We start from the raw sequence: 18,541 nt of genomic DNA on the forward strand, positions 1-18,541 counted from the left end.
TTCGGAGTGCGGGCGGGGCCGGTCACATGTGACGGGGATGCGGGCCCTGTTCTCGGGAGCGGCGGAGGTCCCAGGGGCGCAGGCTGCCGGGCGGGGGCCCGTCCAGGCCCGCCCGGAACAGCCCGTGGGCGACGCGCCGCCGCGCGGCCGTGTCCAGCGCGTCCCGCAGCGGGCCGTCACGCAGCACCGCTTCGGGGCCCAGCAGACTCTCCACGGCGGCCAGCGCCCCGGTGACGTCGCCGTGCCGGAGGCGTTCGCGTACGCCGAGAAGGCAGTCGGGGCGGCGGTGTGCCCGGTCGATGGCCTGGAGGCAGGGCAGGGGCGGTCCGCCGAGGGCGGCGAGCAGTTCCTCGCGCCGGATCTCGTCCGGGGCGTGGTCCAGCGCGGCCAGGGTGCCGTCGACCAGGCCGATGGTGTGCCGGGCTCCCCTGCACTCCACCTGCCGTGGATCACCCGGGTCCTCCCGTACCCCGGAGGTGCCGGTCCGTTCCACCCCGAGCGCCGGGGCGACCAGGGGGTGCAGGCGGCCGGGGTCGATCGCCCCGGCCCGGAGCAGTTCCAGGTCGGGCAGCACCCAGGTCGCCGCGTCGGGCAGGACGGGCAGCGTGGGGTCGGGGGCGTGGGACGACACCACCGCGGTGCCGTCGGACACGTCCAGGACCAGCCGGTTGCGCGCCCCGAGGCGGACCGCGACCCGGCCGGTCGACCGCCCCTCGGCACGCAGCAGGATCTCCGCCTCGGCCGCCCACCGGTCGACGGCGCGGCGATGGCCCTGCGGCAGCGGCCCGGGAGCCGAACGACCGTCCGTGGCGGGAAGATCCGCCCCCGCCCGCACCCGCAGCTCCCCCACCCGGCGGGCATCCCACAGATGCCGGTGCAGGTCGAGACGGAACCGCCGGCTGGGGCGGGGATGCGGATGGCGGGGACGCGGAGGACGCCGGCCGGTCGTGTCGGAGGCGTCCCACAGGGCGAGGCTGAGCCGCTGACCGGCGTCGGCCCAGGCCGGTGGGGTCCGCACCACGAGGTGCAGCGGTGCGGGGCCCGTGGTGTCGTACCGGGCCAGGCCGATCGTCAGCCCCGGCCGCAGCAGCCCGTCGGGGGCGATCCTCGGCAGGTGCCAGCGCAGCAGGTCGGGAGCCAGGTGACGCAGGTCGGCCCGGAGCAGGGCGGCGAGTTCGCGGCCGTGGGTCCGGGCCACGGCACGTGGCTGGAGGTCGACGTCGATACCGGCGGCGGCGCACGCACCGGCCCAGTCGCCGGCCCGGCGACGCGCGGTCGCGGTCTCGATCATGGAGGGCGGCACGGCGAACTCGCGCACGCGCGGCCAGAAGGAGGTCGGGGTGTCCCCGTTCGCGGTGTGGGTGAGCATCAGCACTCACCTGGCGCGGACGGGACCCCCAATCTGTCACGGGAGGTCGTCATCGCGGCGATGCTAACGGCCCCCCTCGTCCTCGCGCACCCGAATATTCGGCGGCTCAGACGATGTGCGACTCGGGCCGGATCTCCGCCCCCGCCCGGAAGCGGTCGGCGGTGAGGGGACCTACGTCGACGCAGGGTGGCCGGTCCAGGTACAGGTCGCGGACGATCTCCCCCACCGCCGGGGCCTGGAGGAAGCCGTGGCCGGAGAAGCCGGTGGCGTAGAGGAAGTTGACGATCTCATCTGAGCGGCCGATGAGCGCGTTGTGGTCAGGTGTCACCTCGTAGAGCCCGGCCCAGCCGCCCGCCGTCTCCAGGGCGGCGAGGTCGGGGGCGCGATGGCGTACGACGTCGCGGAAGAGTCCGAGCCACTCGGGGGTCCAGGTGGTGTCGAAGCCGTCCGGCTCGGCGGGGTCGGCCAGGCCGAACAGGAGGCCGTCGTCGCTGTTGTGGAAGTAGGCCGAGGAGGAGAAGTCGATGGTGAAGGGGATGCGCGGGGCGGGGGGTGTGAGCGGGACGGTGAAGGCCAGTTGGCGGCGGACCGGCCGGACGGGGAGGGGGACTCCGGCCAGGTCGCCGATCCGGGCCGACCAGGCACCGGCGGCGCAGACGACCGTGGCGCAGTCGATCCGGCCGCGGTCGGTGTGGACGGCCGTGACCCGATCGCCTCGGGTGTCGAGGCCGGTGACGCTGGTGCGGGTCGCGAGGACCGCCCCGGCCCGGGTGGCCGCACGCGCGTAGCCCTGGACGACCAGGGCGGGCCGGGCGTGGCCGTCGGCGGGCGAGTGGGCGGCGGCCAGCAGCCCTTCGGTGCTGACGTAGGGGCAGAGGCGGCGGGCTTCGGCCGGGTCGGTCATACGGCTGGGGACGCCCAGGGAGTTCTGCAGCCGGACGGCGGCCTCGAAGTCGGCGACCTGGCGCTCGGTGGTGAGCAGGAAGAGGTAGCCGACGGTGTCGAGGCGGATGTCGGCGCCGGGGCGGTCCGGGAAGTCCCGGAAGGCGCGCAGACTCCGGTCGCCCAGTTCGATGTTGAGCGGGTCGGAGAAGTGCGCCCGTACACCGCCGATCGGTTTGCCGGAGCTGCCGCAGCCCAGCTCTCCGCGTTCCACGACGACGATGTTCCGCACCCCGGCCTCGGCCAGGTGGAAAGCGATGCTCGTGCCCATCACACCACCGCCGATGATCACGACGTCGGCGGTGCGGGGGACGGTGGGGAGGAGGGGTGAGGAGGTCAACGGGCCATCCCTTCACGGTGCCGTGTCATGGCACCCGGTGGTGGGGGTGTTGCCCAGCGGGCCCCGCACCCCATCGGACTTTGCCATCTCTTTACAACCCGCCGCCCCGCCGCCTCGTCTCTCCGCACGACCCGTCACCCACCCCGCCGGCCGACCATCGGCGGGACCGACGAAGGAGAGCGATTCCATGCGCCGAACCGTCCTGAGCGCCCTGGCCCTCGCGGGCACCGCCGTCCTGCTGGGCACCGTGCCCGCGTTCGCCGACGGGGGCAAGACCCCGAGCCCCGTCCCCTCGTCCACCCCGCCGCAGGCCAGTGCCGAACCGACCCGGGCACCGGCCGCGAAGGACAGCACCCGCCCGGCCCCGAAGCCCGAACCGACCCGGGCGCCGGCCGACGGCCAGGTCTCCATCCGGCCGGGCGGCGCGCCCGACACCGGTGTGACGCCGGCGTCCTCGTCCTCCGGGAGCGACGGCACGGCGATCGGCGCGGGCGCCGCCGCGGCGTTCGCGCTGGGCGGCACGGCGGTCTTCGTCGTACGGCGCCGCCGGGCGACCGGGGCATGACCGCGTTCTCCAGGCGCGCGTTCACGACCGCGGCACTGGCGTCGCTGCCGGCGGCCCTGCTGACGGCGTGCGGGAGCCACGGGACCACCACGGGACGACGTCCCAGGCCCCGGGCGGTGCCGGCCGAGGGGGCGCGTCCCCTGGCCCGTTCCGCCCCGGTCCGGCTGCTCGTCCCGGCCATCGGCGTCGACACCCCGGTCATCCGGCTGGGCCTGGCGCCCGACGGCACGGCGGAGGTGCCGCCGATCACGGCGGACGACCGGGCGGGCTGGTACCGGCACTCACCGACGCCGGGACAGACCGGCCCCTCGGTGATCCTCGGACACGTCACGGTCGGGAAGTACGGCGACGGCGTCTTCCGCCGGCTCGACCGGCTGCGCCGGGGCGAGCGGATCGTGACGCGCCTGGAAAACGGCACGGCGGCGGAGTTCGCCGTCACGGCCGTACGGACCACCCCGAAAACCGACTTCCCCGCGGACGACGTCTACGGGGACGTGGACCGCCCGGAGCTGCGGCTGATCACGTGCGGCGGAGCGCGTACCGGCGACGGATACGCGGACAACGTGATCGTCTTCGCGGCGCTGAGCGGCGCCGAGTCCCCGACCCCTGGAGAGCGTTGAAACGGTCCCGCGAGAAGGCCGCGTCCGAACTGTTCGCCGCCCTCTACCCGCGCCTCGCCGGCTGGTGCCGCCGGCTCGTCGACGACGACGGGACGGCCCACGAGATCGCCTCGGAGGCGTTCACCCGGCTCTGGGCCCGCTGGACGTCCGTGGAGGAGCCCCGCGGCTTCCTCTACGTCACCGCGGCCAACCTCGTCCGCGACCACTGGCGCAAACTGGAGCGCGAGCGCCGGGCCATGCACCGCGTCACCTCGGAGGCCGCCGTACGGCCCCACCCCGAGCAGGCCGACCCGTCCGTGCGGCTGCTCGTCCAGTCGCTCCCGGAACGACTCCGCGTGCCGATCCTCCTCCACTACTACGCTGACATGCCGATCCGGGAGGTGTCCGCACTGACCGGACGCAAGGAAGGAACCGTCAAGGCCGACCTGCACGCGGCCCGGGAACTGCTCCGCGTCCACCTGAGGAGAAGCCTTGACCACACGCCTTGACGACGTCCCGGGCGACCCGGGTGAGCCGGACGAGGCGGGGTTCGGCCCCGACGACCCGCTCGCCGTGATCCTGCGCCCCTCCTCCCCCGACTACCTGAGCGCACCCCCCGGCCAGTACGACGCCGTCCGCCGCAGGGCGAGCCGCCGGCGCCTCCTGCGCACTGCGGCCGGAGCCGGTGTGTGCTGTGCCGTGGCCGCCCTCATCGCGCTCCCCCTGCGTCTCGCCGCGCCGGACCGCCCCGCCTCCCCGACGATCCCGATGGCCCCGCCGCCCGCGACGACACCCGATCCCACCCTGCCGTCGTCGCCCTCCCCCTCCGCGTCGTCCTCGGCGCCGTCGCCCGCCCCGACCGACGTACCGCCCTCCGCGCGGACTTCCGCACCGTCCTCCGTGCCGTCTTCCGGGCCGACCTCCGCGACCGACGCACCGACCCCCGACTCGACCGGCCCGCGCACGGACAGCCCCCGCACCACCCGCCCGACGTCCGGGTCCCGCACCCCGTCGGCCACACCGACCCCGGCGCGGGACCTGCCGTCGAACGGGCTGGTGGGTCAGTAGGGGGCTGCGGTTCCGCCCGCGCGATCAGCGGGAGTTCGCGCGCCTGACGGCGGCCGAGCGGCAGGCGGCACCGCACATGCGCGGCTCGCCCCGCGTGCACGCCGCGCTGGCCGGGTGCGTCGGCTGGCCGGAGCGGGTGAACAACCCGCAGCACCGTCTGCGCATCACCAAGGCCCCGAAGCTGCTGATGATGCACTCCCGGCACGACCCGGCCAACCCCCACTCCTGGGCGGCCGAAGCGCACCGGCAGACCCGCGGCAGGGCCGTCCTGCTGACGTACGAGGGCGCGGGACACCGCGTCTACGACCGGAGCGACTGCACCCGCGACGCGATGGACGGCTACCTCGTGTCCCTGAAGGTCCCGCGCGACGGCGGCAGTTGCGCCACGGCCGATCCGGTCACCGGGGGCTAGGAGTCGGTCCGTGCGACCTCGTCGATGCGTTCCTGCTGCGTGGTGGTGAGGGTGTGGACCATGAGGGCGGCGGTCGCGGCCGCGGCGACGATGACCAGGTCGGCGGCGAGCAGGGGCCAGACGCCCTGGTAGGCGCGGGCGATGACCTCGTCGGTGGAGTCGGCGTAGATCAGGCCGACTCCACCGGCCAGGCCGGCCAGCCACAGGCCCCACCACCAGTTCACGACGGCGGGCAGCCGCCGTTCGGGGAAGACCGACCCGTGGACGTCCGCGACCATGCCCCGGGGTATCCACAGGTTCGCGATCGGCACGATCCAGCCCAGGAAGAGCCACAGGTACTGGTACCGGGCGTCCTGGCCCGAGAGAGCGCGGGCGTTGTCCCGTACGCGGTCCAGCCAGAGCAGGAACACGATCGCGCAGACGACCGTGACGGCTCCGCCCGCGGAGTCGACCAAGTGGTAGGAGTTCTCCAGGGCGTTCAGGGGCCGGTGGACGCCGTTGCCCTGGTCCGGCGGGCCGGACGCGGGCTCGCCCGCCATGGCGAGCCGGACGTGCCAGACCGCCCGGACCGCCCAGGCGACTCCGGCGAGGGCGAGAGCGACGACGGCGAGGCGGGCCGCGCCCCGGACCGGGCGCAGGGCGGAGGCCGGGTCGGGGAGAGGAGCGGGGACGGGGGATTCCTTTTCGATCACCCGGCCATACTGTCGTACTCGATCGCCGGGCCACCCCTGCCTTTCCGTCGTGCTCAGTCCCGCCGGCTCAGCCCCGCCGCCCGGCCCTCCTCGTCCCACCGCACCTCGAGGACGTGGTCGACGGCGTCCCGGTCGAGAGGGCCGAACACATGGGGGAACAGGACGTCTTCGGCGACCCCGGGCGGCGGGGCCGGGGCCGCCGCCTCGAACTCCACCCGCGCGGTGAGGCGCGCCTCGTCCAGGGCGAGCACCAGCAGGGGCCTGGGCGCGTCCCGGTAGAAGGCGTTGACGACGGCCAGCGTGGTCGGCTCGTCCGGGGAGCAGTGCACGAAGCCCTCCTCGGCGAGGGAGTCGGGCGCGTACGTCGGGCCGGGGGCGGTGTTCCAGACGGTGTCCGGTACGGCGTGATAGATCATGGCCCCGTTATAGCCCGTCACCCTTTCAGGGCGGCGACGGTCCTCCGGGTCGCCTCGGCGATCAGGGCGTCCGAGGGTTCCGCCTCGTAGCCGGGCCGGTCGGTCATGACGGCCAGGACGAGGGGCTCGGTGCGGGGCGGGCGGACGAGGGCGATGTCGTTGGCCCTGCCGTAGTTGCCCGTGCCGGTCTTGTCGGCCACCTCCCAGCCCTCGGGGAGCCCGGCCCGGATCCGCCGGGCGCCGACCTCGGTGGCGTTGCGCGAGAGCCAGCGCGTGAGCAGGGCGCGTTCACCGGCGGGCAGGGCGGTGCCGAGGAGCAGTGCGCGGAAGTCGGTGGCGATCGCCCGGGGGGTGGTGGTGTCGCTGGGGTCGTCGGGTCGTACGTCGTGCAGTTCGGGCTCGTAGTGGTCCATGCGGCTGACCTTGTCGCCGAGTCCGCGCAGATAGGCGGTGAGCCGCGCCGGGCCGCCGAGGTCGCGCAGCAGCAGGTTCCCTGCCGTGCCGTCGCTGTACCGGACGGCGGCGTCGCAGAGTTGGCGGAGGGTCATGCCGGTCGCGACGTGCTTCCCGGTGATCGGCGACGTGGACTCGAGGTCGGCCCGGGTGTAGGTGACGCGCCGGTCCAGGCCCTTCAGGGAGCGGTGGTGCAGGACCGCCGCGGCGGCCAGTGCCTTGAAGGTCGAGCAGAAGGCGAAGCGCTCGTCGGCACGGTGGATCACGGTGGCGCCGGTGCCGGTGGCGAGGGCGTAGACACCGACGCGGGCGCCGTACTCGCGCTCCAGGTCCGCCAGACGGGCGCGACGGACGGGAGGCGCGGGGGCGGGCGGGCCGGTCGTGGGGCTGCTGCCCGCCCGGCCGGTATCGGTGTTCCGGTCGTCGTCCGTGCCGCAGCCGGCGAGGGGGAGCAGGGCGACGGCGGCCAGGAGGGCGCGCCGGGACGACGGCGAAGAGGGTCCGGCGACGGACCTTCGGGGCGCGACCTCCCCCCGGGACTCCTTCACTCGGGCTCCTTCACTCGGGCTCCTTCACTCGGTGCTCCTTCACTCGGGCTCCTTCACTCTGGGTCGTCGGAAGCGGCGGCCAGCAGGCTGTGGACGATCGGCCCGGCGGAGCCGCCGCCGGTGCCGCCCTCCTCCACGACGCAGGCCACGGCGACATTGCCGCGGTGGGCGACGAGCCAGCCGTTGTTGTCCTGCGCGTCGGAGACCTCGGCGGTGCCGGTCTTGGCGCCGATCTCGCCGGGCAGATCGGAGAGGACCTTCGCGGTGCCGCCGGTGACGGTGGCCCGCAGCATCGCGCGCAGCTCCGTGACGACGTCCCGCGGGAGCGGGGTCGTGGTCGTCCCGTTCTCGTTGCCGCCGGTGAGCGAGGGCTGGTGGAAGGTGCCGGACACGGCCGTCGCGATCACGGACGCCATGAGCAGCGGATTGGCCTGCACCCGGCCCTGCCCGATCATCGAGGCGGCCTTCTCCGTCTCGTCCTTGGGCGCCGGCACCGAGCCGTCGTACGTGGGTGCCCCGACGTGCCATTCCTGGCCCACGCCGAAGTACTTACGGGCGACATCCCCGAGTTCCCCGTCGTAGAGGCGGTCGCGCAGGCTGATGAAGGCGGTGTTGCAGGACTCGGTGAAATCCTTGCGGAAGGTGGCGCCCGGGTGCCGGGAGAGCTCCACGTTCTGGAAGCGTTTCCCCACCATGACGTACTGGGGGCAGTCGACCACGTCGTCCGGCTTGACGGCGTGCTTGAGCAGCAGGGCGCTGCTGGTGACGATCTTCCAGGTGGAGCCGGGCGCGTAGGTGCCGGAGAGGGCGCGGTTGAAGCCGTCGGCCGGGGAGTTCGCCACGGCCAGGATCTCGCCGTCGTCGATGCGCAGGGCGACGAGCGCGGCGTTCCTGCCCTCGGCGTGGGTGGCGAGGGCCTGCTCGGCGGCGGACTGCCAGCCGGCGTGCAGGGTCGTGCGGACGGGGCCCTTGTCCCGGACCGTGCGCGCGCCGAACACGGCCTCCGTGCGCTCGATGTCCCCGGTGGCCCGGTCGACCAGGTGGATCGCGCCGCGCGCGCCGGTCTCCGCGCCGCTCGGGCCGAGCCGGGTCATGAGGGGAGCGAGGGAGGGGAGTTCGTCGCCGGACAGGGCGGTTCCCTGGCGGTCGACGACCTCGGGGGGCTTGGTCTCCTCCCGTTCGAGGCGGAATTTGTCGGTGCCGCTCAGGCGCGGGTGGACGACGGACAGCGCCCAGTCCACCTTCCAGGTGCCGCCGCTCTGCCGCCGCAGCGGCAGCTTCGACTCGTAGGTCCAGGTGCCCAGGCCGGTGACGGGCATCCGGGCGGTGAAGGGGACGGTCACCGTGCCGTCCTCCGCCTCGGTCGCCGCCTTGGCCTTCAGCGCGGGCTCCGTGATCTCCAGCCCGGCGGTGAAGCTGTCCAGCACGCGCTGTGCCGCACCGGGGCTGGTCGTACGGGCGGCCGCGCTCGGCAGCCGGCCGGCGGCCCAGTCGGCGAGGAACGCGCGGGCCTGGTTCCGGGCGGCGGGGTCGGGCCCGGTGTCCCGGGCGAAGGGCCCGAGACCGGCCGCGTACGCCCCGCCCCCGGCGACGGCCAGCACCAACGCTCCGGCGGCGACGGCCCGCACGGCGTTCCGGCGCGGCCCGCGATTCCGGTTGAACCCGGAGTATCCGGCGTACCCAGCATGTTGCCTGGGTGAGGCGCTGTCGGAATGTCCGGTGTTGTCCGAGAAGGAGTCCATGCGCCGAGGACAGCAGCGGCAGGGGCGGCCTGTCCAAGACCACGGTCGGTCCCGCGTCGATCCGTACCGGATGTGGTGACGGTTCCTCATCGGCACGGCGGCTTGAGGGCCGCCGTGCCGATGAGCCGGTTCACCCATGCGGCAGGAGTCAGAGCTGGAACTCGGCGGGCGACACCCCCAGCGTCGCGCAGGCCTCGCGCAGGACCGTGGCCTCGGCCTGGGAGAAGTGGCCGTCGGCCCCGGCGATGACCATGCCGGTCTGGATCACGGCCCGGGCCTCGGTGGGCTTCTTGGCGGCCTTGGCGATCTCCTGCATCGCCTCGGTCTTGCCGTGCTGGAAGTTCATCGTCAGCTGGTCGACATGCTTGTTGAAACGCTGGCGCAGCTGCTCCGGCGGGAAGTTCTGCAGCACGTCGTTGCTGAGGATCATCGACTCGACCTGCTGCCGCTCCGAGGGATCCACCTGCCCGTCGGCCGCCGCGACCAGGGCACACATCGCCATGCTCGCGTCCCGGTACGCACCGCTCTTCAGCTCGTTCTTCAGCGACCCGAGCTGCGTCTTGAACAGCCCGACCAGCTGGGCCTTGCTGCCCCCACCGGACCGCGAACCGGAGCCGTGCCCCCCGGCCGCCCCATGACCACCGGCCGCACCATGCCCGCTCTGCCCCTGCTGGAAAGCCTTGGCCTGGTCCTTGAGCTTGTCCCACACTGCCATTGAGTCACCTCGGTATTAGTCGGAGTCATCTCACGAACCCGCTCCCGCGCGCTCACCGGGTCAACGCCCGACCAGCAGGCAAAGGTTCCGCAAAGCGCACCCTTCCCTCATCTGCCACTTCTCTCACCGCCGAAACGGCGACTGCCCGCACCCGGTGATCGGGTGCGGGCAGTCGTCACGACCTCACGGCAAGCTCCGTACGGCCTGGTGTCAGGCTCCGTACGGCCTGGTGTCAGGCTCAGTCGCGCGAGCGGGGCCGCAGGCGCGGGGCGAGGCGGAAGGCTGCGAAGCCGGCTGTGGCCAGGGCTGCGGCTGCCGCGAGGAGGAGGCCGATGCCGCCCGTGCCGGTGGAGGCGAGGCTGCCGCCGGTCGTCGAGGTGCCGCCGCCGGTGGTGGTGCCGGTCGTGCCGGAGTCGCTCGCGCTGGGCGAGGGGCTCGGGTCGGCGGAGGGGCTCGGGTCGGTCGTGGGGCTCGGGGAGGGCGAGGCGGATCCGTCGCCGGGGCCGGGCTCGTCCGTGCCGTCGCCGGGGACGACCTCGACCGCGAACTGGGTCATGGCGTCACCGACCGACGCGGCGACGGTGTAGGTGCCGGTGCCCTCGCCGGCGGTCAGGGTCGGGGCCGCGGCCTTGCCCGAAGCGTCGGTCTTGACGCGGACGACCTGCTCGCCGTCCTCGAAGCGGGGCGCGTCCTCGCTGTCGTCCTCGACCCGGAACTCCACCTCCGTACCGGCCGGTGCCGAGGCGCCCGACTTGACCACGCGGGCCTGGAGGGCGTCCGCGAAGGCCTCGCCCTGTTCGGCCCGCTGGTCGTCGCCGCTCGCGACGGACACGGCGTAGGCGGACTTCTTCACCTTCACCGTGAAGACCGTCGAGACACCGTCGGCCGCGGCGCGCACGGTGAACTCGCCTTCCTTGCCGCCCACCTTGAGCGGTGCGGTCCCGGCGCGGCCCTGTGCGTCGGTCGGCACGGTCAGCTTCGTGGTGTCGGCCGCGTTCTTGACCTGGAAGAGGGCTCCCAGCTTGTCCGGGTCCTCGATCGTGAAGGTCACGGAGGCGTTCTCGACCGGCTTGCCGGCCTTGTCCCGGGCCACCACGGCCATCGGGTCGGCGTCGGAGCCCGGCTGGGTGGTCTGGCCGGATCCGGAGACCTGGGCCAGTTCCGCGATCGCGGACGCCCTCCACTGGAACACGATCCGCCCGTGACCGGGGCGGACGGTGTTGACGCCGCCCTCGGCGATGCCGCCGCGCACCGGCTCGTCGGAGGCCAGCCAGAAGGGGTCGCTCTTCGCGGGGGCCACCGTGCCGGTGCCGCTGAGCAGACGGGCGTCGCTCACGCGGTTCACGTCGACGTAGCCGCTGCCGCCGGCGCCGCTGCCGATCCCGCCCCCGGCGACGTCCGTACCGCCGCCACCGCCGCCGCCCGCGTAGCCGGCGCCGCCGCCACCGCCTTCGCCGACCGAACCGGAGCCGCCCGCACCGCCCTTGCCGCCCCCGGACGTATCGGCGCCCGGGGAACCGTTGCCGCCGCCCGCGCCGCCCTTGGCACCGGCCGCGCCCTTGCCGCCGCGCTCCGAGCGGGTGTCGTCCTGGCCGCGCTCACCGCCGCCGGGGCCACCCTGGCCGGCCTTGACGTCGCCGGCCCCACCGCCGCCGCCACCGGCCGCGATGAGCAGCGGCTTCCCGTCGCCGGTGCGGACGCCGGTGCTGTTGCCGCCGACCGCGGAGTGCTTGCCGCCCGCGCCGCCGAGCGCGTCACCGAAGCTCCGGACACCGACCGCGAGCGACAGCCGCTCCCCGGGCGTGACACGGAGCGTGCCCGCGGTGTAGCCGCCCGCTCCGCCGTTCGCGACGGAGGTGCCCGCACCGCCCTGGCCCCATGCCCGCACGTCCAGCGCCGTGACACCGGCCGGGACCTGGAACTCCTCGCGGGCGCCGGTCGGATCGAACAGCCGGCATCCGGAGAAGCCCTCCGTCGGCGTGCACCTCTTGCCCGCGAGCACCGCACCGCCGTCGGCCGTGGCGGCCGAAGCCCCCGTCAGCCCCGTCCCGCCCGACACCGCCAGCAGCGTCAACGCGGCCGCGCCGCGCCGGAATCTGGCGCGGCGCAGCGCGACGGCATCGTGATGCATCAAGGAAACTCCCCCACTGGTCACAAGCTCCCCCCCCGGGAGCCCGGAAACGCTCGATCAGAATCGAACAAGACAGGTGGGACAGCTGATCAAACCTGGGGCGGTTGGTCAACCGAGAATGGTTGATTCCGGACAGTCGGCGGGGGCCGCGATACGCAGGGCCTCCACCAGCTCCCGGTACAGCGTGTCCGTGGCGAGCAGTTCCCCGTGGCTGCCCCGGGCACGGACCCGGCCCGCCTCCATCACCACGATGGTGTCCGCGTCGATGACGGTCGACAGCCGGTGGGCGATCGTGACCACGGCCCCCTTGGCCGCGCGGGCGCGCACGCACTCCTGGACGGCCGCCTCGGTCAGCCCGTCGAGCTGGGCCGTCGCCTCGTCCAGCAGCAGCACGTCCGGCGTGCGCAGCAGGGCCCTGGCCAGGGCGATGCGCTGTCGCTCGCCGCCCGAGACGGCCGCGCCGGACAGCGGCGTGTCGAGCCCTTCGTCCAGGGCGTCTACCTTCTCGGCCAGCCGTACCTCGCGCAGCACCCGGCGCAGTTCCGCGTCCGTCGCGTCGGGGCGGGACAGCAGCAGGTTCTCGCGGATCGTGCCGGGCACGACCGGGGTGTCCTGTTCGACGTACGCCAGCCGCGACCGGATCGCGTCATGGCTGTGGTCGCGGTAGGGGCGGCCGTCCAGGAGCAGTTCGCCACCGGTCGGCTCCAGGAAGCGCAGCACCAGCGAGAACAGGGTCGTCTTGCCCGCTCCCGAGGGCCCGACGATCGCGGTGTGCCCGTACCGCGGGATGACCAGATCGACACCGCGCACCGCCGGTTTCGCGTCGGGGCCGTAGGCCGCGGTGACGTCCCGCAGTTCCAGTACGGGGGTGTCCGGTTCCAGTACGGGGGTGTCCTGGACGCCTCCTTCCCGGACAGGGACATCCAGCACGCCCCCGCCCGTCTCCTCCGAATCCAGGTCGTCCGTCTCCCGGATCCGCTCCGCCGCCGCGATCCCCGACTGGAGCGCGGTGACGTTCTGGCTGAGTTCGCTGATCGGGTCCATCAGCCCGAACGCGTAGAGCAGGAACGCGATGAGGCTGGAGACCTCGAGGTCCCCCTCGGAGACCCGCCAGGCGCCCACGCCCAGGACCAGGATGATCGCCAGCTCGATGCCGGCCAGCGCGATCGTCCAGGCCAGGGCCTCGCGGCGGTTGGCGCGGACGCCGTGCTCGGCGGAGATGCGCGCGTCGGCCACGATGCGCTCGGCCGTGCGGTCCTCGGCCCGGCCGGCCTTCACCGTGCGGATCGCGCGCAGCGCGCCCTCGAGATTGCCACCGAGCCGTCCGAGGTGGTCCTGGGCGCGCCGCTGCGCGGTCGCGATCCCCGGCATGAGGACGCCGAACAGGACGGCGACCACCGCCACCGCCACCGCGACCGTGCCCAGCAGCACCAGGTCGAGGACGCCCATGAGGACCAGGGTCCCGAGGAGCATGACGACGGCGTTGATCAGGCCGACCGGGGCGCCGGTGGCGGCCTGGTGCAGCAGGACCGTGTCGGAGGTGACGCGGGTGACGAGTTCCCCGGGCGCGCGCCGGGTGACGGCGGGGACGGTGGCCCGCAGGAAACGCCGCACCATCGACTCACGGGCCCGGAGCACCACCCGCTCGCCCAGCGCGCCGAGCAGCGTCCACTGCCAGTACATGACGGCGCTGCCGACCACCAGCAGGACCAGCAGGGCCACCAGCGGCCCCCGCAGCGAGTCCGAGGCGCCGAGCGCGTCGAGCACGCCCTTGGTGACCATCGGCGTGGCCAGCCCCATGCCCGACGCCACCAGTGCGAGGACGAGGGCCAGGGCCAGGGAGCGCCGGTGGGGTCGGGCGAACGACCAGAGGATCCGCAGCCGCGGAACGGACACCTTGGGAGACGAGCCATCCGGAACAGTCATGATGCCGAGTGGAACATCGATGTTCCATAACGGTCAAGAGATTTTCATCATGGAGGACGCGCTACCGTATGCGCATGGTTGAGGAGCGCGGCGGGGCGGCCGGGAGCGGGACACGGGCGCGCACGCGGCGCGCCATCATCGACGCCGCCATCGGTCTGCTGGCCGGGGACCCGACCGCGTCGCTCGGCGATGTCGCCGCGGCGGCGGGCGTTGGGCGTACGACCGTCCACCGCTACTTCCCCGAGCGCTCCGACCTCCTCACGGCCCTCGGCAGGGACATCCTGGAGAAGGTCGAGGCGGCGACCGTGCGCGCCCGGCTCGACGACGGCCCGGCCGCCAAGGCCCTGGAGCGGCTCTGCCAGGAGTACTTCGAACTCGGCGACGGCCTCACGCTGATGTTCGAGACGCCGCAGCTGGCGACCTGGTCCGGCTGGGACGAGGAGACCGCCGCCGACCAGCACTTCCTGAACACGGTCCGGCGCGGGCACACGGACGGCAGCATCGACACCGAGCTGGACGAGGAGTGGGTCCGCAACCTGGTCTGGTCCCTGCTGTACTCGGCCTGGGCCCACACCCGAACCGCCGGCGCCTCGAAGCACTCCGCCATGACGCTGTGCCTGCACACGCTGCGCAAGGCCATCGCCCCGTAGACCCCGCGACACCGCGACACCGCGATACCGCCGTGCCGGGAGCGGGAAGGCCGGGCCGGGCTCCCGAGCGGCACACGCGGGGACGCGACGGCCCGGCCCGGCCTTCCACTGCCCGAAATCTGCCACCCGGCACCGCCCGCCGCCTCCCGGGGAGGACCGAACGAGGACGGCGCGGCGGGGGGTCGTGGGGCGGGGGTGACGGAGGCGCCTGGAATGATGCGTGCATGACGACCCTCGCCACCCTCGCGGTGCTGGCTCTCGCCGCCCTCCACGCCTACATCCTGGTGCTGGAGATGTTCCTGTGGACCACTCCACGGGCCCGCGCCGCCTTCGGCACCACCGCCGAGTTCGCGGCGGAGACGAAGGCCCTGGCCGCCAACCAGGGCCTCTACAACGGCTTCCTCGCGGCCGGACTGCTGTGGGGCGCGGTGGCGTCCGACCCGGTGGGGTTCCAGGTCTCGGTGTTCTTCCTGGTGTGCGTGGCGGTCGCGGGCGTCTACGGCGCGGCCACCGCCAGCCGGAAGATCCTCTTCGTCCAGACGGTCCCGGCGCTGATCGCCCTCACCCTGGTCCTGCTCGCCCACTGACCGACGGGGCCGGGCGTCACCCACCCCGGCACCCCGGCCTCACGCCCCCTGCGCGACGGCCCGCTCCATGAGCAGGTCCGCCTCCGCCCGGGCCGTCGCGGGCGGCACCACCAGCAGGTCGTAGCGGCCACGGCCGAGCGCGAGCAGGCAGACGGTGTGCGGGGCGGTGGGCGAGTCGGTGCGGCCCACGTGCACCGGCTGCCCGGCGACGACCAGCCGCTCCGGGCAGTCCTGCCAGGTGTCCCCGTGGACCAGGACGCTGCTGATCCGCCCCCAGGCGCGCGGCAGCACGCCCAGCAGCCCGGTCAGCTCCCGCGCCAGGTCGTCCGAGCGCGGCCACCACGCCCCGTCGATACGGCGTGCCGTACGGCCGAAGCGCGTGGGCTCGGCGAGCCGCAGCCGGACGTCCCGCGGCACGGGGAGCGGCGGCGGGGACGAGGAGGCGGAGGTCATCGGGGCTCCTGCTGCGAACGAGGGGGACGTGGCCAGGAGACCGTTCAGCCACCGGTGGTTGCGACGTACCCCCGGTCTCTCCACCGTACGCCGCAGGGCGGTGCGGGAGCCGGGGCCGCCCGCACCGCCGCCGCCGCCGGTCAGAGGCCGTAGCGGTTCTTCAGATGGCGCCAGAAGTCACGCGCCATCCACTTGTCGAACTCGGTGATCTGGGTGGCGCTGCCCGCCTTCATCAGGAAGCAGCACTGGCCGGTCGGCGACCAGTCGTAGAAGTCGTCGAGGCCGAAGGTGTGGCCGACCTCGTGCAGATAGATGTGGATGTTCTCCTGGTTGAGGGCGCCGGTGAAGTACTCCTGGCCCATGCGCTGCCCCCAGTCGCCGCCCGCGCCGCCGCCGAAGCCCTTCGTCAGCCACAGCGACTGGTCGTAGTGGCGGGCGGCCCCGCCCGGACACTTCGAGTAGTTGCCGTCCTGATGGAAGAAGCGCCCGCAGTCCGGGGCGCACTGCGGGGCACCGGCGCCGTCGAGGACGTTGGTGTAGATGTCGACGGAGTTGTCGGTCCACTGGAGCGTGGAGCGGTTCTTCACGGCCCAGCCGACGATGTTGACCGGGACGTTGGTGTACGGCCAGGCGTTGTGCCCCTTGCCGTTCTCGGTCATGGCCGTCATCCACTTGCCGAACTGCTTCTTCAGCGCCGCGTGGATCCGGTCGCGCAGGGCGACGCTGACCGGGGCGTCGGACTCCCAGCGGACGCAGTAGTTGACGCTGCCCCGGTTGGCCATGACCTGGTCCCAGCCGTAGTTCCGGAAGCCGTACAGGTTCGGGTAGGTCGTCTCGACGTGCCGCCAGACCTCGTTCAGGGGCTGGACGAGGTTCGCGGGCGGGTTCCACTCGTCGGCGGCCTGCGCCTTGCCGTTCGCCATGCCGGGCGTCGCGAACACGGCGGCCAGGACGGCGAGCACGGTGATCAGTCGCGCGAGATGTCTGCGCATGGTGATCTCCCTCGTGTGGGGGACGGGGTATCACCGTGAGGTCGTCACCGGCGCGGCAGAGGTTGCCCGGTTTCCGGCCGACGGACATTCCGGGCGCTTTATGGCAATCCGTCGGCGATACTCGGAGTATGAACACGGCCACGAATGAACTGCTGGCGGCGTCGTCGGATCACGCGATCGCCGTGGCCATCGCCTTCGTCTGCGGGCTGATCGTGGCCTGCGCGCTGATCTGGGGCGTACGGGTCGGGATGCGGGTGATGGACAAGGACACCCACCACCCCGGCCTGGAGGAACAGCCCCACGTCCCGGACGGCGGGCCGGTCCACGAGATGCGCGAGAGGCGCGAGCCCGACGAGATGCCGGTCACGACGAAGGACGGCGACCGGATCCTGCCCCATGACCTCCACCACGCGAGCACCAGGACGGGCAAGGACCAGAATCCACGCCGCTGGTCGCCCGGATCCAGCGGATCCTTCGGCGGCGGCGGCCTCGGACGCACGTGACGCCCATGACGCCCAAGAGGTCCACGAGGCCCATGACACCCATGAGGCCCACGACACCCATGGCTTCCCGCCACCGGACGCGCTGGGCGGCGACGGGCGGGGCGGCGCTGACGCTCGCCCTGGCCGCCGCGCTCACCGGCTGCGGCGGCGACGGCAGCCCGTCGGACGCCGCCAGCAAGGCGGAGTCGGCGGTCGGGTCGATCGCCTCGGGCGCCTCCGAGGCGGTCGAGTCGGCCACGGCGGAGGCGGGACGCCGGCTCGACGACATCCAGGGCGGCATCGACGTCAAGGGCGACGTGAAGGTCGGCCCGCCCACCATCGGCTCCGACGACCGGGCCCGGGCCGAGGTCACCGTCGACAACACCGACGATGCGGCCCGGTCCTTCGCCGTCCAGATCAACTTCACCGACGCCGACAAGCAACTGATCGACACGGTCATCGTCACGGTGAATCAGGTGCAGCCGGACCACACCGCCACCGCCACCGCCCGCAGCACGCACGACGTCTCCGGCGACGTCCGGGCCGAGGTGGCCCGGGCCGTGCGCTACTGACCCGCGCCGGCCGCCATCACCCGTCCGTCACCGGTCACCGCGATGTCGATCTGCTCGCTCATCGCGCTCACCCCGTTCAGGGTGGCGACCGCCTGGAGACGGTTGGCGCCCGCCGGAAGGGCCGGGGCCGGGGTGCACGCCCAGGTGCCGTCGCGGGCGGCGGTGGTCGCGCAGGCCTCACGCTCGTCCTTGTCACGGACGGTGACCTGGGCGCCGGGGTGCGCGTGGCCGGAGATCTCCGGCCGGGCGTGCAGCGGCACGCCGGACAGCGGCCGGGTCAGCGTCGGCCCGGCCAGGCCCACGGTGACGGCGCACCGGCCGGACGCCCGCCGCACGCCACGCGCGTCGGTGATCCGCAGCTCACAGCCCCGCAGCCGGGTGCCGGGCACGGCGCCCGCGGGCACCGCCAGCACGAAGGGGAACGTACGGCCGACCGCCTCGCGGGTGACGGTGTACGCCCCGCTACGGCCATCGGCGGCGACCGAGCCCCGGTAACCGGACGCGTCGAGCGGCGTCCCCGTCACCCGGGCCCCGCGAGGCGCGGTCAACGTCAGCGTGGCCCCCGCCCCCGCCCCCGGATACCCGGCGACGACCTCGACGATCCCCTCCCGCCCGGGCGCGATGACAGCCGCACCCCAGACCCCGCCCCCCTCGGCGCCCACGGACGCCCCCGCCCCCAAGAGCACCCCCACAACCCCCACAACCCCCGCCACCGCTGCTGCCCTGCTGTACCTGTTCATCGCGGCCGGGACTCCCTGTACGGAGATAAACAAACCCTGCCAGCGATCCTCACGGCCATCCCCACACCTGGCACGCGCTACTAGCCCACGCGAGTGGACAGACGCCCCCCGCCAGGGGCGCGGGGAACTGCGCGACAAACCCCAACG

General features: G+C 73.7%; 21 protein-coding genes. 9 read left to right on the top strand and 12 right to left on the bottom strand.

All coding sequences use genetic code 11. The annotated features are described in order from the left end of the window. Window positions 1-22: 22 nt before the first annotated feature. Window positions 23-1,369, bottom strand: coding sequence for a hypothetical protein (locus NNW99_RS18000; RefSeq protein WP_215120165.1), 1,347 nt, complete (start codon window positions 1,367-1,369; stop codon window positions 23-25). A gap of 106 nt (window positions 1,370-1,475) precedes the next feature. After that, window positions 1,476-2,651 carry an FAD-binding oxidoreductase gene (locus NNW99_RS18005; protein WP_215120166.1) on the bottom strand — a complete coding sequence of 392 codons (1,176 nt, stop codon included), beginning with the start codon at window positions 2,649-2,651 and terminating at the stop codon, window positions 1,476-1,478. Window positions 2,652-2,838: 187 nt separating this feature from the next. On the opposite strand from NNW99_RS18005, the gene NNW99_RS18010 reads away from it, so the two are divergent. The 5 genes from NNW99_RS18010 (at window position 2,839) to NNW99_RS18030 (ending at window position 5,295) form a co-directional block, all read left to right on the top strand. Then, window positions 2,839-3,216: a Tat pathway signal sequence domain protein gene (locus NNW99_RS18010; RefSeq protein WP_215120167.1), complete on the top strand. Its 378-nt coding sequence runs from the start codon at window positions 2,839-2,841 to the stop codon at window positions 3,214-3,216. Continuing rightward, window positions 3,213-3,836, top strand: coding sequence for a class F sortase (locus NNW99_RS18015; protein ID WP_215120168.1), 624 nt, complete (start codon window positions 3,213-3,215; stop codon window positions 3,834-3,836). The genes NNW99_RS18010 and NNW99_RS18015 overlap by 4 nt, the downstream gene beginning before the upstream one ends. Next, complete coding sequence (locus tag NNW99_RS18020; protein ID WP_031113208.1) at window positions 3,833-4,324, top strand: RNA polymerase sigma factor; 492 nt, start codon at window positions 3,833-3,835, stop codon at window positions 4,322-4,324. The genes NNW99_RS18015 and NNW99_RS18020 overlap by 4 nt, the downstream gene beginning before the upstream one ends. After that, entirely contained in the window at window positions 4,308-4,883 is a 576-nt protein-coding gene (locus NNW99_RS18025) for a hypothetical protein (RefSeq protein ID WP_251057849.1), read from the top strand. The genes NNW99_RS18020 and NNW99_RS18025 overlap by 17 nt, the downstream gene beginning before the upstream one ends. A gap of 76 nt (window positions 4,884-4,959) precedes the next feature. Then, on the top strand, window positions 4,960-5,295 hold the full coding sequence (locus NNW99_RS18030; RefSeq protein ID WP_215120169.1) for an alpha/beta hydrolase: 336 nt from the start codon (window positions 4,960-4,962) through the stop codon (window positions 5,293-5,295). Here NNW99_RS18030 and NNW99_RS18035 read toward each other — a convergent pair. The 7 genes from NNW99_RS18035 to NNW99_RS18065 form a co-directional block, all read right to left on the bottom strand. Then, window positions 5,292-5,987 (bottom strand): DUF4328 domain-containing protein, encoded by a 696-nt coding sequence (locus tag NNW99_RS18035; protein ID WP_215120170.1) that lies wholly within the window; start codon window positions 5,985-5,987, stop codon window positions 5,292-5,294. The two genes, NNW99_RS18030 and NNW99_RS18035, sit on opposite strands and share 4 nt — an antisense overlap. 53 nt (window positions 5,988-6,040) lie before the next feature. Then, window positions 6,041-6,403 (bottom strand): DUF952 domain-containing protein, encoded by a 363-nt coding sequence (locus tag NNW99_RS18040; RefSeq protein ID WP_215120171.1) that lies wholly within the window; start codon window positions 6,401-6,403, stop codon window positions 6,041-6,043. 17 nt (window positions 6,404-6,420) lie between these two features. After that, window positions 6,421-7,326 (bottom strand): class A beta-lactamase, encoded by a 906-nt coding sequence (gene bla, locus NNW99_RS18045; protein ID WP_370869204.1) that lies wholly within the window; start codon window positions 7,324-7,326, stop codon window positions 6,421-6,423. Window positions 7,327-7,457: 131 nt separating this feature from the next. Beyond that, a complete protein-coding gene (locus tag NNW99_RS18050) occupies window positions 7,458-9,146 on the bottom strand; it encodes a penicillin-binding transpeptidase domain-containing protein (RefSeq protein ID WP_215120173.1) in 1,689 nt (562 codons plus the stop codon). 148 nt (window positions 9,147-9,294) lie between these two features. Beyond that, window positions 9,295-9,861: a tellurite resistance TerB family protein gene (locus NNW99_RS18055; RefSeq protein WP_215120174.1), complete on the bottom strand. Its 567-nt coding sequence runs from the start codon at window positions 9,859-9,861 to the stop codon at window positions 9,295-9,297. A gap of 238 nt (window positions 9,862-10,099) precedes the next feature. Then, window positions 10,100-11,992 (bottom strand): glycine-rich protein, encoded by a 1,893-nt coding sequence (locus NNW99_RS18060; RefSeq protein ID WP_215120175.1) that lies wholly within the window; start codon window positions 11,990-11,992, stop codon window positions 10,100-10,102. A 108-nt stretch (window positions 11,993-12,100) separates the two neighbouring features. Then, a complete protein-coding gene (locus NNW99_RS18065; protein ID WP_251057851.1) occupies window positions 12,101-13,918 on the bottom strand; it encodes an ABC transporter ATP-binding protein in 1,818 nt (605 codons plus the stop codon). Between the two features lie 74 nt (window positions 13,919-13,992). Between NNW99_RS18065 and NNW99_RS18070 the strand changes: the two genes are divergently transcribed. Beyond that, the gene (locus NNW99_RS18070) at window positions 13,993-14,568 is read left to right on the top strand and encodes a TetR/AcrR family transcriptional regulator (RefSeq protein ID WP_215120176.1); all 576 of its coding nucleotides are present in this window, start codon (window positions 13,993-13,995) and stop codon (window positions 14,566-14,568) included. 224 nt (window positions 14,569-14,792) lie between these two features. Next, window positions 14,793-15,155 carry a DUF1304 domain-containing protein gene (locus NNW99_RS18075; protein ID WP_215120177.1) on the top strand — a complete coding sequence of 121 codons (363 nt, stop codon included), beginning with the start codon at window positions 14,793-14,795 and terminating at the stop codon, window positions 15,153-15,155. A 39-nt stretch (window positions 15,156-15,194) separates the two neighbouring features. Here the strand turns inward: NNW99_RS18075 and NNW99_RS18080 are convergent, their stop codons facing one another. Then, window positions 15,195-15,608 (bottom strand): DUF5994 family protein, encoded by a 414-nt coding sequence (locus NNW99_RS18080; RefSeq protein WP_215120178.1) that lies wholly within the window; start codon window positions 15,606-15,608, stop codon window positions 15,195-15,197. A 140-nt stretch (window positions 15,609-15,748) separates the two neighbouring features. Then, window positions 15,749-16,600, bottom strand: coding sequence for a hypothetical protein (locus tag NNW99_RS18085; protein ID WP_215120179.1), 852 nt, complete (start codon window positions 16,598-16,600; stop codon window positions 15,749-15,751). A gap of 128 nt (window positions 16,601-16,728) precedes the next feature. Here NNW99_RS18085 and NNW99_RS18090 point away from each other — a divergent pair, with 128 nt between their 5' ends. Together NNW99_RS18090 and NNW99_RS18095 are read left to right on the top strand one after the other, a co-directional pair. Further along, complete coding sequence (locus tag NNW99_RS18090) at window positions 16,729-17,103, top strand: DUF6479 family protein (RefSeq protein WP_215120180.1); 375 nt, start codon at window positions 16,729-16,731, stop codon at window positions 17,101-17,103. A 59-nt stretch (window positions 17,104-17,162) separates the two neighbouring features. Further along, the gene (locus NNW99_RS18095) at window positions 17,163-17,654 is read left to right on the top strand and encodes a hypothetical protein (RefSeq protein WP_251057852.1); all 492 of its coding nucleotides are present in this window, start codon (window positions 17,163-17,165) and stop codon (window positions 17,652-17,654) included. On the opposite strand, the gene NNW99_RS18100 is transcribed toward NNW99_RS18095, so the two are convergent. After that, the gene (locus tag NNW99_RS18100) at window positions 17,648-18,394 is read right to left on the bottom strand and encodes a carboxypeptidase regulatory-like domain-containing protein (RefSeq protein WP_215120181.1); all 747 of its coding nucleotides are present in this window, start codon (window positions 18,392-18,394) and stop codon (window positions 17,648-17,650) included. The genes NNW99_RS18095 and NNW99_RS18100 overlap by 7 nt on opposite strands. Between the last annotated feature and the right edge of the window lie 147 nt (window positions 18,395-18,541).

Origin of the sequence: Streptomyces sp. CRCS-T-1 (assembly GCF_024442335.1) — a bacterium.
Lineage (GTDB): Bacteria > Actinomycetota > Actinomycetes > Streptomycetales > Streptomycetaceae > Streptomyces > Streptomyces koelreuteriae.